Source organism: Bacillus sp. MN7755 (genome assembly GCF_054771475.1).
Genome location: NZ_BTRL01000015.1, coordinates 90057 through 104937 on the forward strand (window position 1 = coordinate 90057; position 14881 = coordinate 104937).

12 protein-coding genes are annotated in these 14881 nt (G+C 33.4%); 2 read left to right on the plus strand and 10 right to left on the minus strand.

Features of this window, described 5'->3' with window-relative positions; translation table 11 throughout:
* Nucleotides 1-4: 4 nt before the first annotated feature.
* Nucleotides 5-1138, minus strand: a complete 1134-nt coding sequence (locus ACYVEC_RS17130) for a BA2291 family sporulation histidine kinase (protein WP_080468540.1) — start codon at nt 1136-1138, stop codon at nt 5-7.
* A gap of 232 nt (nt 1139-1370) precedes the next feature.
* Between ACYVEC_RS17130 and ACYVEC_RS17135 the strand changes: the two genes are divergently transcribed.
* On the plus strand, nt 1371-1763 hold the full coding sequence (locus ACYVEC_RS17135) for a YueI family protein (RefSeq protein WP_063223431.1): 393 nt from the start codon (nt 1371-1373) through the stop codon (nt 1761-1763).
* A 121-nt stretch (nt 1764-1884) separates the two neighbouring features.
* Here ACYVEC_RS17135 and ACYVEC_RS17140 read toward each other — a convergent pair whose 3' ends face one another.
* A complete protein-coding gene (locus ACYVEC_RS17140; protein ID WP_063223432.1) occupies nt 1885-3309 on the minus strand; it encodes an aldehyde dehydrogenase family protein in 1425 nt (474 codons plus the stop codon).
* A 132-nt stretch (nt 3310-3441) separates the two neighbouring features.
* Nucleotides 3442-4797 carry a hemolysin family protein gene (locus tag ACYVEC_RS17145; RefSeq protein WP_063223433.1) on the minus strand — a complete coding sequence of 452 codons (1356 nt, stop codon included), beginning with the start codon at nt 4795-4797 and terminating at the stop codon, nt 3442-3444.
* Nucleotides 4798-5147: 350 nt separating this feature from the next.
* Here ACYVEC_RS17145 and racA point away from each other — a divergent pair, with 350 nt between their 5' ends.
* Nucleotides 5148-5690 carry a chromosome-anchoring protein RacA gene (gene racA, locus ACYVEC_RS17150; RefSeq protein ID WP_063223434.1) on the plus strand — a complete coding sequence of 181 codons (543 nt, stop codon included), beginning with the start codon at nt 5148-5150 and terminating at the stop codon, nt 5688-5690.
* A 96-nt stretch (nt 5691-5786) separates the two neighbouring features.
* Here racA and ACYVEC_RS17155 read toward each other — a convergent pair whose 3' ends face one another.
* The 7 genes from ACYVEC_RS17155 to ACYVEC_RS17185 form a co-directional block, all read right to left on the minus strand.
* Nucleotides 5787-6383, minus strand: coding sequence for a hypothetical protein (locus ACYVEC_RS17155; protein WP_016088027.1), 597 nt, complete (start codon nt 6381-6383; stop codon nt 5787-5789).
* 276 nt (nt 6384-6659) lie between these two features.
* The gene (locus ACYVEC_RS17160) at nt 6660-8510 is read right to left on the minus strand and encodes a hypothetical protein (protein ID WP_063223435.1); all 1851 of its coding nucleotides are present in this window, start codon (nt 8508-8510) and stop codon (nt 6660-6662) included.
* A complete protein-coding gene (locus ACYVEC_RS17165; protein ID WP_063223436.1) occupies nt 8500-10320 on the minus strand; it encodes an AAA family ATPase in 1821 nt (606 codons plus the stop codon). The genes ACYVEC_RS17160 and ACYVEC_RS17165 overlap by 11 nt, the downstream gene beginning before the upstream one ends.
* A gap of 105 nt (nt 10321-10425) precedes the next feature.
* Nucleotides 10426-10686 carry a hypothetical protein gene (locus ACYVEC_RS17170; RefSeq protein ID WP_063223437.1) on the minus strand — a complete coding sequence of 87 codons (261 nt, stop codon included), beginning with the start codon at nt 10684-10686 and terminating at the stop codon, nt 10426-10428.
* Between the two features lie 76 nt (nt 10687-10762).
* Complete coding sequence (gene arcD / locus ACYVEC_RS17175) at nt 10763-12190, minus strand: arginine-ornithine antiporter (RefSeq protein WP_063223438.1); 1428 nt, start codon at nt 12188-12190, stop codon at nt 10763-10765.
* A gap of 212 nt (nt 12191-12402) precedes the next feature.
* Nucleotides 12403-13914, minus strand: a complete 1512-nt coding sequence (locus ACYVEC_RS17180; protein WP_063223439.1) for an ABC transporter permease/substrate-binding protein — start codon at nt 13912-13914, stop codon at nt 12403-12405.
* Nucleotides 13915-13917: 3 nt separating this feature from the next.
* Nucleotides 13918-14865 carry an ABC transporter ATP-binding protein gene (locus tag ACYVEC_RS17185; RefSeq protein WP_063223440.1) on the minus strand — a complete coding sequence of 316 codons (948 nt, stop codon included), beginning with the start codon at nt 14863-14865 and terminating at the stop codon, nt 13918-13920.
* Nucleotides 14866-14881 lie beyond the last annotated feature (16 nt).

The following is a 14881-nucleotide window of genomic DNA, read 5'->3' on the forward strand; positions in this document are numbered from 1 at the left end:
CTGTTTATTTTTGAAATACAATTTGAAATTCTGTCCAATCGTTATCTGAACGGCACATGATGGACCCATTATGTTTTTCTACAATTTGTTTACATACAAATAACCCAATACCAGTTCCTAACTTTTTAGTAGTTACAAATGGTTCAAAAATCGTTTCTACATTTTCAGCTGGAATCATTGGCCCATTATTTTTTATCACAATTCGAATCACTTGATCCTCTTCAAATACGTCAATGATAATTTTTCGTTCTTCTTTCATTGATTCAAGAGCGTCAATTGAGTTCATTAATATATTTAAAACTACTTGTCTCACTTCACTCCGATAGCCAACAAATGAAATTGGATACGGCAAATTCTTTTCAATCGAAACATTTGCATTGACCAAACTCGGATATAAGAACTGTATAATATCTTGAAACAAATCATTAAGCCAAAATCGTTCTGATTCAGTCCACATTTCTTTTTTCGATACGAGTAAAAATTGCGAAATACGAAAATTTAATTGGTCTAATTCATGCGAAATAATATCTAAATACGATAAACTAGGATGATCCGCCTTCAATAATTTGACAAATCCCATTATGGAAGTAAGTGGATTACGAAATTCATGTACAAAACTAGCTGACATTTGCCCTAAAATCGTCAGCCTTTCTTTATGTGTTTCGTTAATATATTGCTGTTTTTCCTCTAAATTTTTTGATATAATTTCCGAGTATTTTAAAACAGTATAATAAATTAATTTGTCAAAACAAGTATGTATTTGAGCCATAATTGGTTTCAATTCACGTGCGCTAACATCTAATTCACACATCGCTTCGAAAAGCTCATTTCTTCCCACATTTGCATTATAAACAAAATCACCAATATTCGCATCTGCTCCTGCACGTTCAATAGCAATTTTCTCGCATAATGGCTGAAGATAATCTATATCTTTTTCTTCCATAGTAAGTTCGATAATTAACTCTAATAAATCCTCTCCATTTTGAACTGCTTCTAGTTTAAATGGATCTTTATCGGAAATTATCATTTTGTTTTTCCAGTTCTCAACGAATTGGTGCCTGTTGTTTTTCAAGTGCGAACAAAATACTTCTTTAATATCCTTATCGATTGGAAAAACCCCCATTCCCTCCATTTCCATGCGACGAACACCCTTTATATTTTGAATATTAACACAAAAATCGCGATTCGTTAATAGATTATTGTCACATTTTGTTAATATGTGTTGATAAAATTTTTACGACTTTATTAATTGTTTAGATTGATACATTCCATTTTCCTTCATTTCATTCAAAGTTTTTTACATTTGATGAGACTTTTTTTGCATCCTGCTTCATTCTTTCGTACAATAGAAAATGAAAGGTGTGAAAAATATGGTAAATAAAAATGTGGAAGATTATCTCCAAGAAGGCATTTACGGCCAAAAGCAGAACAAACCAGAAGAACGTAATATGTATTTAACTACATTACGTGAGCGTGTGGAAATCGCTTTAACTATCGGTCAAGTAATGCAAAGTAATGTATATTCTGAAGTAGCTAGTAGCATGCGCTCTTCTCAATCATTACAAATATTCCTAAATGGTGGCATTGCTTACCCACATTTATCAAAATACATCAAATTAGCAAATGAAAAAAATATTCCTTTTACAATTGTTCAAAATAAAGGTACAGAAACACCAATCGGTTTAGTATTATCTCATAGCACTGCTGTAGATAAAGAACAAATTTATGTAGAAGATGCTATTTTCAAACAAGAAATGAAGTAAAAGGTACACTTGATTAAATGAAATTGTTCCGAGAAACGTAAAACAAACCATAAAAAACGAGTATGGAATCGTAAACATTTCCTACTCGTTTTTTTATTACGATGTTTAAGTTCTAATTACTTTATTTTTTAATACACACTAATTTCATTTCTGTCATTTCTTCTATTGCATATTTAATACCTTCACGCCCCGTACCACTTTCTTTCACACCACCGTAAGGCATATGATCTACCCTGAACGTTGGAATATCATTTATCATGACACCACCAACTTCTAGCTCATCAATCGCACGCATTGCTTTGAACAAATTATTTGTGAATACGCCTGCTTGTAGACCGTAACGCGAATGATTTACTTTCTCTATTGCTTCATCAAATTCTTTAAATGTATTTACAGTCATGAGTGGACCAAATACTTCTTGGCACTGAACAGATACATGCTCTGGAACATTCGTTAATACAGTTGGTTCAAAAATCCTTTCATCACGTTTCTTACCACCATATAAAACATTCGCTCCTGCTTTAACTGCTTCTTGCACCCACATTTCAATTCGCTCTACATCTTTTTTCGAAATTAAAGCCGATACATCCGTTTCTTCAAGCAGTGGATCACCAACAACAACTGTTTCCATCGCTTTCGTTAGCTTTGAAAGAAATTCATCCATTCTCTTTTCATGTACAAAAACACGTTGTACCGAAATACAAACTTGTCCATTATTAACAAATGCTCCCCATTTTACACGTTCAATTATTTCATCCGTTAATTCTACATCTTCATCAATAATAACAGCAGCATTTGACCCTAGTTCTAGCGTAACTCGCTTTAACCCAGCCTTTGCCTTAATTCCAATTCCAACTTTCGGACTTCCCGTAAAAGTAATGGAAGCAACATCATCATTTGTAACTATCGCCTCACCTACAGTTGAACCAGGACCAGAAATAATATTTAAAGCTCCTTTTGGCAATCCAGCCTCTTCAAATAATTCAACTAATGCATAAGACGATAATGGTGTTTGATCAGCTGGTTTTAATACAACTGTATTTCCGGCAGCAATTGCAGGGCCAACTTTATGTGCTACTAAATTTAATGGAAAGTTAAATGGTGTAATTGCCCCTATAACCCCAATCGGTTTTCTTATTGTATAGGCAATACGGCCATCTGCACCAGGTGCTGCATCAAGTGGCAGTGTCTCGCCGTATATACGCTTCGCTTCTTCCGCTGCAAATTTGTATGTCTGAACAGTACGATCTACTTCTCCCCTCGCAGCACGAATTGGTTTTGCGGCCTCTTTTGCAATAATCTCTGCATATTCTTCTCTTCTTTCATCCATTTTTTGTGCAACCTTCTCTAAAATAGTCGCACGATCATATGCAGATAATGTATTCATTTTTTTCATTGCATTTTTTGCAGCAGTAACAGCCTCTTTTACATCTTCTTCCGTTCCTTGTGCAATTTCCGCTAATGTATCTTCAGCATATGGTGCGTATAATGGTTTATACGTGTTTACAGACTTCCAATCTCCATTTATATATAAATGCTTTTTCATAATTCTTCTCCTTCCAAATATATGTATACAGCAATACTTCACCTAGTGAAAGGTCTGACTTATGTCATTGTATCATAGCCCTTATTCTCCAAAAAACATTATGCTCAAAAAAACTCTGCCATATAGCAGAGTCTATGAACTAATTTGTTCTTGTAATGAAATTTGTTTTTCATCTTCTAACATAACAATTGATTCTACAGTTTTTGTAACTTCTAATCTCTTAATATAGTGTCCATCTAATTCTTTCACACAAAACTTATAATTTTCAATTTCAATGAAATCCTCTTCAGCAATTTCTATATTCTTCGTTAAAATCCAACCACCTATTGTATCAACACCATTATCATCAATCGTTAAACCTAATAACGTATTTACTTCACTAACAAGCACTTTTCCCTCTAGTATTGTTTTCGTTTCACTTACTTGTTGAATTTCTGGCTGTTCATCTGTATCAAATTCGTCTTGAATATCTCCAACTATTTCTTCTAAAATATCTTCAACAGTAACAAGTCCAGACGTACCACCATATTCATCTATCAATATAGCAATATGTGTTCTTTCTTTTTGCATTTTTAAAAATAAGTCGTGTATTGGGATAGAGTCGATAACTAAAATGATTGGCCTAATATATTGCTCTACTTTCTTATTACTAACCGCCTTATGCTGCACAAAATCTGTGAAAATATCTTTAAAGTTTACAAAACCTATTACGTGATCTTTATCACCATCAACAACTGGATATCTCGTATATTTTTCCCGAGACATTTTTTGCAAAGCTTCTTCAGCAGGCATTTCTTTACTTATAATATGCATCTCAGTTCGGGGTACCATTATTTCTTTTGCTATACGATCATCAAATTCAAAGATTTTATTTACATATTTATATTCAGACTGATTAATCTCGCCATTTTTGTAACTTTCTGAAACTAATAACCGTAATTCTTCTTCTGAATGAACCTCATCGTGCCCTTTCGGCGGTTTCAACCCTAGGAACTTCGTAATAATTCGGGCTGATCCATTTAATAGCCAAATAAACGGAAACGCCATACGATAAAAGAAAATTAACGGTTTAGCAACAAATAAACTCACTTGTTCAGCTTTTTGAATCGCAAATGTTTTTGGGGCCAATTCCCCTATTACAACATGTAAAAATGTAATAAGCAAAAACACTAAAATTACAGCAAAAATGTCTGCTAGTTGAGTAGAAATGTTCAAATTTACAAAAAGAGTGTCAAACATTTGCTTTAATGCAGGTTTACCAAACCACCCAATCCCCAGAGCTGTAACTGTTATTCCTAGCTGACAAGCTGATAAATATTCGTCTAAGTTTGTAATGACTGTTTTGACAGGTGTTGCGCGATTATTTCCTTCTGCAATTAAATAGTCAATTCGTGAACTTCGCACTTTAACAATTGCAAATTCTGCTGCAACGAAAAATGCCGTTAAGGCAATTAAAACAATCACTATACTTATACTATATATGTCCAAATACTTTTCCTTACTTACATTGTAAGCAAGGAAGCCACCTCCTACTTAATTTTATTCAAGTGAAGTAAGCATTCTAATACTTTAACAAAATTCTACATTAGCAACCACCTTTTTATATATTATATGCATACATAAAAAAGATATTTATCATTATGATAATCTAATTCATTTCCCTTAGTCAAATGATTCTAAATCTTACAATGTTTTTTATATACACGATATATTCTTCACAGCCTCATTTCGTGAAAAAACACTTTCTTTGCCGATTCTACACTTCTTTTGTCACACCAGAAGGGAACTTACTTCATAGATCGAAATCATTCAACAGGATATATATAGGAGGGATTATTTTGGAATATAAAACACCATTTATCGCAAAAAAATTAGGTGTTAGCCCAAAAGCTGTTGTCCGGATTGCACAACAATTAAATCTTACGATAGAAAAAAATAAATATGGTCACTTTATTTTTACACAAGATGATTTAGATCAAATGTTAGAATACCATCTTTCACAAATAGAGCATCCCCAAAGCTCTCAACCTGCTCAAAAAACATCATCAAATGATGTTGAAGAATTAAAAACTCAAGTAAACACAATTGTTCAAAACATATCATCGCATGATTTTGAGCAATTAACCGCTCAATTAAACACTATTACAAGAAGGCTAGATCGAATGGAAGAACAAATGCAAGATAAAGCAAATGATGTTGTTACGTACCAACTTTTACAACATCGCCGTGAAATGGAGGAAATGTTAGAGCGAATTCAAAAGCTAGAAGTTTCCCTTAAGAAAGAAGAACCAATATATATTACTCCTGATACAAAACCAACATATGAACGAGAAAAAAAACCGAAGCGCCGTAAAATGATTTTTAGTATATTTGGATTATAATTTTTAGACCCTTATTAAAATAATAAGGGTCTTTTTTCATGAAGAATGATTTCATATTAAAATAGCATTCTCTTTATTATACATATTCATTTCGTTTTATTTGGTTAACATAATATTTTTACTGTATTCTGCGATTAATGCCTGTGCATGAGCATTCCCTTGAATCACATCTCGAAATTCTTTTAAAGAATACAAATGTGTAGCCCCTTTTCGGGCATGAATTCGTACTGGTACACCTTGTAAAGTATCATGAAACTGAAATGGATTATCTATCGGTTCAATTGGGAAACCGAGTGTTAATAAATACATATACATTCTTTTTGTAACTGCTGCAATATACCATTCTGCTTTCGTTTCTAATGCATGCATAAATAAAATAGCTGTTAATCTTTTGAAGTGTCCTCTCCCACGAGACGTTTTCGCAATACTTAACTTGCCTATTTCATATACATTTTTCAAATCTTTCACTAAGTCATTTTTAGAAAACGGATAGAAAAACTCAGAATTTGATTGTTCTGGTACCGTATACTTAATACATTCTACTGTACCGATATGATGTTCATCTTCTATTAATAAAAATCGTGATGGATTTAAATTACGTTCTACGAACATTAAGTTTCTTTCTTCACAAAAATCTCCCCATAGTTGCTCGAACCAAAAATGTTCTTCCTTTGTTTGAACACGCTGGAACATATATACCCGCCTTTCCCATCGCCGCTCTGTTTTTGATAACGCTTTCACTATCTATCATATAAGAACAAATCTTCGTATGCAACTAAAAATATTTACGACTTATTATATTCTGTAAAATGAATTAAATTCCACCTTTATTGTCTTTTATCCCTCATGTACCGCTCTTCTTACAACATATTTAGATTATTTTCAAATTCAAATCGTATTATGCTTCTTTCCATACTGCATATAATTCTGCTTAATCTAAAAGAAATCCTTTATGAAAAAGGATTTCTTTTACTTCTTAATGCTTTTTAACCACTTCTCAAAAATTTGTACCATTCCATGTTTTCCAGCTAATTTCTCTTCTCCTTGTTTCGTTTTATATGGATATAGTTGCAAGAACACACCGCACCCAGACTCAATTTTTTTACTGTGCATATGACTTCCTGGATATACACAAATGACTTCATAAATGGCCCTTCGATAATAGACTCGCCTTCCATCCTGTTCTTCTACATATTTTATAGACCAGTACTTATACATTTGCTCTGTTGCTTTTGTATTTCCAACGTGCTGAAAAATATTGTACATTGGGCTATACTTCACTTCAATAATAATAGAAGATTGATATACATATTTCTCTTCTTCCTTTACATAACAGTCTAAGCGAATATCTGGCTTCTTCGTGTCTTCTCCATTATAAAAATTACTCCCTTTACTTAATGCAATAAGTGGATGTGTTTCAATTAAATCATTAAATGCGACATTCACTCTAATATCATCTCGATGTAAAACTACTGTCGTTCCATCTTGTAATCCATCAACATAAAAATGTTCCTGTATTTGTTCACGAATGGAATTTCTAGCCTCAAAACCAATTTGCTCTAACATGGAAATAACGATAAAAAAAGCGTAGTATTCATACACTAAAAATGTTGGTTTATAAACAAATAATAAAGATGGGGATTGTTCTGTATATTGTGGAAGTATATCTAAATGCTGTAGTAATTGTTGATGTGGTATCGGTAAATTATGTGAGTTCATGTTACCCGTTTCAGAAACTTCTCTCCAAAATGGAGAATGCGTTAAAGTTTGAAAATATTGTACACTTTCATGTACAAAATGCGCTAATATTTTATATTCTTGTATCTTCATAGAACTTTTTCGTAAATCCGCCTCTTTTAGTAAATGTAAATTTTTATATTTTTGTTTCTCTCTATCGGTAACTGATCCATTACGCTCAATTGTTTGTATAATCGTTTTTACAGCTTGAAATTCTTCAGATTTCTTCTTTTTTGCTCTTTCTAATATTTCAATTGTTTGGCACAAAAAACTTTCAGCTTCAAGTAAATAGAGATAAAATTGCATCGCTTTAAATTTAAGAAATGCATTTTCCTTACTATTTTTTTGTTCTATAAACTTACGATTATAATATTTTGCATACGGTTTTCTATCCGCTACTACGGTTCCTTTTCTCGTTGCTTTACGCTCCTTTTCTTCCCATTTATATTCATGTATAAATTTTGAACTCGATTCTATTTTCTTAAAAATTTGCTTTATCTTTTTCATTTTTTGCGGCAACTTTCTAAGTAACACTAAATAAGAAGAATCTTCAATATCACTAAGTGTAGAGAAAGTCTTTTTATAATAACCTCTATCTAAAATCAACTCATTTAAAATTGATTTCACATAGTTTTGAATCATTTCAAATTGGTCATCAAAAAAATTTTTAGGGACGACTTGAAAAGCGCCATAATACGTTCTATCTTCTATATTCACTTCAAAATGATATAAACCACAACGCCATGGATAAAAGAATTCTGTTTTACCATGTTCATATATTAGTACTTTTTGTTTTTTTTCATTTATTTCATACTTTGACTCTTTTATATTTTTCTGCCCCTCATATACTTTATTCCATATAAAAGTAATATTCATTGGACTTTCATAATGGTAATGCAATCTGATTGGTTTTAATTCTTGTACTTTATAAATACATTGAACTAATGCTGTAGTAGATGTACAAAGACGATTTAATAAAATATATTCCCCTTTTGCCTCTGTTCCAATGATTAACTTTAATACAAAAGGAAGTGTTTCTTTCGTATCAACGATTTCTGTTTCATATCGCCCTTCATTTTGCATAGCCATACAACTCCAGTTCTCTACGCTTTTCTCTTATATATGCTAAAGAGTGTTCAAATGTAGATACTCTGTTTGCAAGTGGAGATTGCAAGAGAGGTACTAATGTCGCTCCCCTTTTTACTTCTTCTGAAAGTAAAGAACCCACCATCATTTCAGTCCCTCTTATTTTCGTCAATACACGTTGCTTTATTTGTAAATCAAATCCCTCTTCTCTACTGATCATATAGGAATGATTATTTTGGAACGGTATATTTTGCAAGTAAGTAGCTATTGCGTTTGCACATCGAAAAGAAATTCCCTTTGACGCATCGTGTGATGACAATACACCATGTAACTTATCTAATAGCTCTAACTCTTCTTCAGAAAACACTTCAATCATTGATTTATTCCTGACCCAATTTATGCGAAATTCTCCTGCAGTTACTTTCAGAGGTGGTTGTAATACAACTTTCTCTTGTTCCATACACATCTCACAAAACGGAATCTTTCGTAAAGTTATTACATTCGTCCGATCTAATAATCGATCTGAGAGCTCTTTCGTTGTTTCATCAAAATTTACAGTACCTACAAATATAATATTTTCTCCAATTTCAATTGTTGGTGGAATTGGATTTTCTTTTTCTTGTACACCTTCATACAAATTTAAAATACGGTTTTGCTTTTCAAGTTGAAGAACAGATAGAAACGGAGTAAACCAATGCTCAATATGTGACATATTCATTTCATCAAAAACGATTATATACAGTTGATTTTGATTTTCTTTTGCTTTCATTAATGCCCTAACTAATTTTGTTTCACTTTCAATAAAAGTACCATTTGGGTGAAGGTAACCAAGTAAATCATGTGGTTCTTGGTACGATGGTGAAATCGGAATCCAAACCAATTCTTCCCCATACTTTAATCCGAGTGCTTCTGCATAAGCTTGCACAAAACGGGATTTCCCAGCGCCTGGTATACCACCAAGAATCGTCAACATATTTGTTTTTACGCTTATATGAAAATTATAAATATCCGTTTCATCCAAATATATCCCTTTATTACGCACAAAACTTTTTACATACTGTAAAAAGACGGATTCACGCTCATCCCATTCCCATTCATCCTTATGCACTTTTATTTCCTCTACCTCTACAAGCTTACCTTCTTCAGTCATTCGTTTTTTTAATTGCTCATACACATGATTGCTTACAAAATATAATTGATCTTCTACCGCTATTTCTACATACTTCATCCAGTCATTTAATTCTATATACTTACATTCCCGCTGCTGTTCAAAATATGCGATTGAACTAATTGATGATGACTTTAAAGATATATTTCCATATAACCTTCCCTCGTGCCACAATAATTCAGGAGGCTCAAAGTCTTTCGGATATTTTGGCATTAGAAATGACAAATAACCATTACTAAGTTTTCTTTCTAAAGACTCTCCCTTTCTGTAATCGGAAACTTTAGGTACTGGAATCATTTTATAGTCGTTTGCCATTTCTCGCGGTTCTTCTGCACAAATTAACTCCACGTATATATGTCCTCTTTCATAATAGAGACGAAACATAACCAATTGTTTTTCTAATTTTCTTTTCTTTAATTCCGAAAAGACTTTTTCATTCTTTTTATTGCTACATAAACCTTCAAATACGTATGGTTCATTTTTTAATTGCTCTTGTAACGTGAATGGTATTGGCGATAGGCATTGTACAAAGAAATTTTCTCCACTCTTCTCTCTCTCTGCTTTTGTAAACTTTCCGATAAACCTCATATAGTACATTCGTTTTATAAAACTTGGCTGAAGAGCTTTATGTAATTTCACCTTCGTCACCTTCTTTTTTCATACTATTCTTAGTGTATGAAAGAAACACAAAACTAGAAACAAAAAACCTGACGTTATCCGCCAGGTTCAAAATGAAAACGTATATTAATGAGATGGAAATGCTTTTTTTTCTTGTAAAATGGCATTATGGGCAATTTTTATTTTAGCAAGTACATATCGTAATCGATCTTCAGCGTTTTCATCTTTATTTTGCTGTAATTCCGCCAAATTCTCTACAGCACTCGCTAAATTTTCAATCACTCCTCGCAGTTCAGGATGATGATTAAAAAAAGATTCTTGCACTAATACTTTCCTTACTTCACTCGCTAAATCAGCAATTCTAGTCAACTGTTCTTTTTCTTCCATTTTCATCCCTCCTGAATATCTTATGTATTAAATATTCTCTAGACAAAGAAAAAAGCCCTTTAAATGAAAAGGACTTTTACATTTTTATATTTCCAGTCAATAACATATAAAGAGATGTGACAGCTGCAACTACAATTGCCCACATTACATATCTCTCTATGCCAGTAAAACAACGATTCCCTTTTTCTTTTCTTGCATACATATAAACAATAATCCCGATTCCATATACGATTGAAACGAGTAATAAATTCTTTAAACCAGCTGCATAAATAAGCCATACAGAGTAAATGGAAGCAGCTAAAGCTAGCAAACCGTTTTTTACTTTTGCATCTTTTAGTTCATTTGTAATTACCAATTTAAATTGGAATAACGCTGATAATAAATATGGTACTAAAATTGATGTTGATGCTATGAAATACATAATTTGATATGTTGATTCTGAAAACAGAACAATTATAAAGATAATTTGGGCAACACCATTTGAGATCCATAATGCCATATGCGGCGTTTGTTTTTTATTTGTTTTCGTAAAGACTTTCGGAAACACGCCATCTTTTCCTGCTACGTGGGAAATTTCAGAAACAAGTAAAAACCAACCTATTAATGTACCTACAAGTGAAGCAACTAATCCGATATTAATCGCAACTGCGCCCCATGTCCCAACAACATGTTCTAATACATGTCCCATTGACGGCGTTTCTAAAACAGCAAGCTCTCCCCTTGTCATCGCTCCCATTGATAGGACAGAAATTAAAATATAAATAGACATTACTAAAATAAGCCCTAATACTGTCGCTTTACCTACATCTCGACTATTTTTTGCTCTTCCAGATAATACTACCGCTCCTTCAACCCCAATGAAAACCCAAAGAGTTACAAGCATTGTATTTTTCACTTGACCAAGTATAGAGGAAACTGAAATAGTTCCTTCTCCCCAAAAATCATGTGTAAATGTATCCCATCGAAACGCTGTTACCATGACAACAATGAATAATACGATTGGAACCAATTTTCCTATTGTTGCGATCACATTCATAATTGATGCTTCACGAATTCCAAATAAAATTAGAAAATGAAGTGTCCATAATAAAAGCGATGCTCCAACGATAGACGCAACATTATTTCCGCCTTTAAAAATGGGGAAGAAATAACCTAATGTACTAAACAGTAACATGATTGTTGCAACGTTTCCTAAAATTCCTGCTAGCCAGTATCCCCAAGCACTGTTAAATCCAATATATTCACCGAAACCAGCACGTGCATAACTATAAATTCCGCCCTCAAGCTCCGGTTTTTGTCTTGCTAACGTTTGATATACGAGCGCAAGTGGAATCATTCCCATCGCTGTAATACACCAGCCAATTATTATAGATCCACTATTCGCTCCTACTGCTAAATCATGCGGTAAACTAAAAACACCGCCACCAACCATTGTTCCGACTACTAATGCAATTAATGGAAAAAACCCTAACTTCTTTTCTATTTGTACCACCCCATCTGTCATTCTAGGTGTTATGTTCGTTCAACTATTAAAGTCACCTTTTCTCTAATAGACGTTTCTCTTATATTTTTTCAGGAAAACATTACTTATTCTAAAAGAAAATGAAGAAAAATGGAATACTTTTTTGAAAAAATGTATAAGTATGCACAAAAAAACCGTTCATTTTGTAATGAACGGTCATTTCACACATATAAATTTGTATATTTTTTGTAAAATTAACGAATTAAATTCTCCTTTTGTAAAAATTGTTTCGCAACCTCTTCACTACTTTTCCCATTCACATTTACTTCATAATTCATTTTTCGCATTTCTTCATCTGTAATCTTCCCAGATAATTTATTTAACACTTTTTCAAGTTCAGGATATTTCTGTAATGTCTCTTTTCTTAATAATGGTGCACCTTGGTATGGTGGGAATAATCCTTTATCATCTTTTAGTACTTTAAGTCCGTATTGCTCCAACTCACTATCTGTTGAATATGCATCGATTACGTTAACATCCCCTGATTGAATTGCACTATAACGTAGTTTCGGTTCCATCGTTTTCACATTTGAAAACTTATAGTTATATAATTTTTGCATTCCTTTATAACCGTCTTCACGATCAGCAAATTCTAATGTAAATCCTACTTTCGCATCCTGTGCAATTTTCCCTAAATCAGAAATTGTATTTATATTATTTTGAGCTGCTATTTTTTTCGGCATAGCTAATGCATATGTATTGTTATACTCCATTGGCTTCAACATGGCCATATTATATTTCTTTTCCATTCCTATGCGAGCTTGTTCATATACTTCATCACGATTTGTACTTCTCGGTTCTTCCTTCACGAAAGTAGATAAAGCTGTTCCTGAAAACTCTGGGTATATATCTACTTCTCCTGATTTTAACGCTTCAAATACAAACGCTGTTTTTCCAAGACCTGGTTTTAATTGTACGTGTAAATCGGTATCTTGTTCAATAAGCTGCTTATACATTTGAATTAAAATTTCAGGTTCTGATCCAAGTTTCCCCGCAATAACAATATCTTTCTTTTGCGTATTCCAAAGAAATGGAGCGGCGACCATTACAAGAGCGATGCATATCGTCAATATAACACGCTTAGAAGAGCGTTTTGGTTGTTCAAGTATGCGAAGTACTACATCAAAGAATAAAGCGAGTAACGCGGCTGGTACGGCCCCTAAAATGATAAGCGCATGATCATTCCGATCGATACCAAGTAAAATGAGTTTACCGAGCCCACCAGCACCTATCAGAGCTGCTAATGTAGCTGTTCCAACAATTAATACCATCGCCGTACGAATACCGGCCATAATAATTGGTAAGGCAAGAGGAAGTTCTACCTTCCACAGTCTTCTCCAACTATTCATCCCCATAGCTCTCGCTGCTTCTATTAGAGATTCATCTAATTCCCTTATTCCTGTATATGTATTTCGTAAAATAGGTAATAGTGCATACACAACTAATGCAATAATGGCTGGAAGTTTGCCAATTCCTACTAACGGAATTAATAGTCCTAGTAATGCAAGCGATGGGACCGTCTGCATTACTGCTGAAGTTCCTATTATAAACTCAGCCAGTCGTTCTTTTCTCGTTAATAAAATGCCAAGTGGCACTGCAATAATTACTGCAAAAAATAATGAAATAAGCGATATTTGTAGATGCTCACTTAATGCAGTTAGTAATTCTATTTTTCGTTCTTGGAACGTTTGTATAAAATCAGTCACTGTTTAGCCTCTTTCCTTCATTTGTTCAACAATGTAATTGACAATATGACGACTTGTTAAAGCGCCAACATATTGACCATTTTCTTCAACTGGAACGACTTCTTCAGCTCGTACACGAACTAATGCTTCTTGTAAAGAAGAATGTAATGATAGTGCCTCCCCTTCTACCCGCATGCTTTCATCAAGTGGTAATACATCTTCTATACTTTTCCCCTCATACCAAGGTCGTCCACGATTTCCAATGAACTCCTCTACAAATTCATTTTTCGGATTATGTATAATACCTTCTGGTGTATCTAATTGAACAACTTTTCCTTCTTTCATAATACAAATACGATCTCCAAGCGATAACGCTTCTTGCATATCATGCGTTACGAACACAATTGTTTTTTGAATCTTTTTTTGCAATTGTACAATATCCTTCTGAAGCTGTTCCCTACTTAACGGATCTAACGCACTAAACGGTTCATCCATAAGAACGATTTTCGGATTTGCGGCTAATGCCCGTACGACACCAACACGTTGTTTTTGCCCCCCTGACAATTCATCAGGCATACGATTACGATATACATCTGGTTCTAGCCCGACCATCTGTAGCAACTCATCGACACGGGCTTTTATTTTTTCTTTATTCCATTTTCTCATTTCAGGAACAACTGCAATATTTTCTGCAATTGTCATATGCGGAAACAAAGCGATTTGCTGCAGCACGTACCCTATATCCCAACGTAATTCATTAATATTATATTGTTGAATATCTTTTCCATCGATTAAAATTGAGCCTTCTGTCGTTTCAATTAAACGATTAATCATCTTCATTGTCGTTGTTTTCCCGCAACCACTCGGACCAATGAGAACAAAAAATTCTCCTTTTTTAATTTCTAAATGCAATGAATCCACTGCTTTTGTGCCATCTTCATATGATTTTGACACTTGATTAAACTGAATCACAAATACAACTCCTTTA

Excerpts from the sequence above, each read along its gene's own strand:
- ACYVEC_RS17130 (WP_080468540.1), bottom strand. The coding sequence starts at position 1,138 with ATGGAAATGGAGGGAATGGGGGTTTTTCCAATCGATAAGGATATTAAA.
- ACYVEC_RS17155 (WP_016088027.1), bottom strand. The coding sequence starts at position 6,383 with ATGTTCCAGCGTGTTCAAACAAAGGAAGAACATTTTTGGTTCGAGCAA.
- ACYVEC_RS17140 (WP_063223432.1), bottom strand. The coding sequence starts at position 3,309 with ATGAAAAAGCATTTATATATAAATGGAGATTGGAAGTCTGTAAACACG.
- arcD (WP_063223438.1), bottom strand. The coding sequence starts at position 12,190 with ATGACAGATGGGGTGGTACAAATAGAAAAGAAGTTAGGGTTTTTTCCA.
- ACYVEC_RS17160 (WP_063223435.1), bottom strand. The coding sequence starts at position 8,510 with ATGCAAAATGAAGGGCGATATGAAACAGAAATCGTTGATACGAAAGAA.
- ACYVEC_RS17170 (WP_063223437.1), bottom strand. The coding sequence starts at position 10,686 with ATGGAAGAAAAAGAACAGTTGACTAGAATTGCTGATTTAGCGAGTGAA.
- ACYVEC_RS17135 (WP_063223431.1), top strand. The coding sequence starts at position 1,371 with ATGGTAAATAAAAATGTGGAAGATTATCTCCAAGAAGGCATTTACGGC.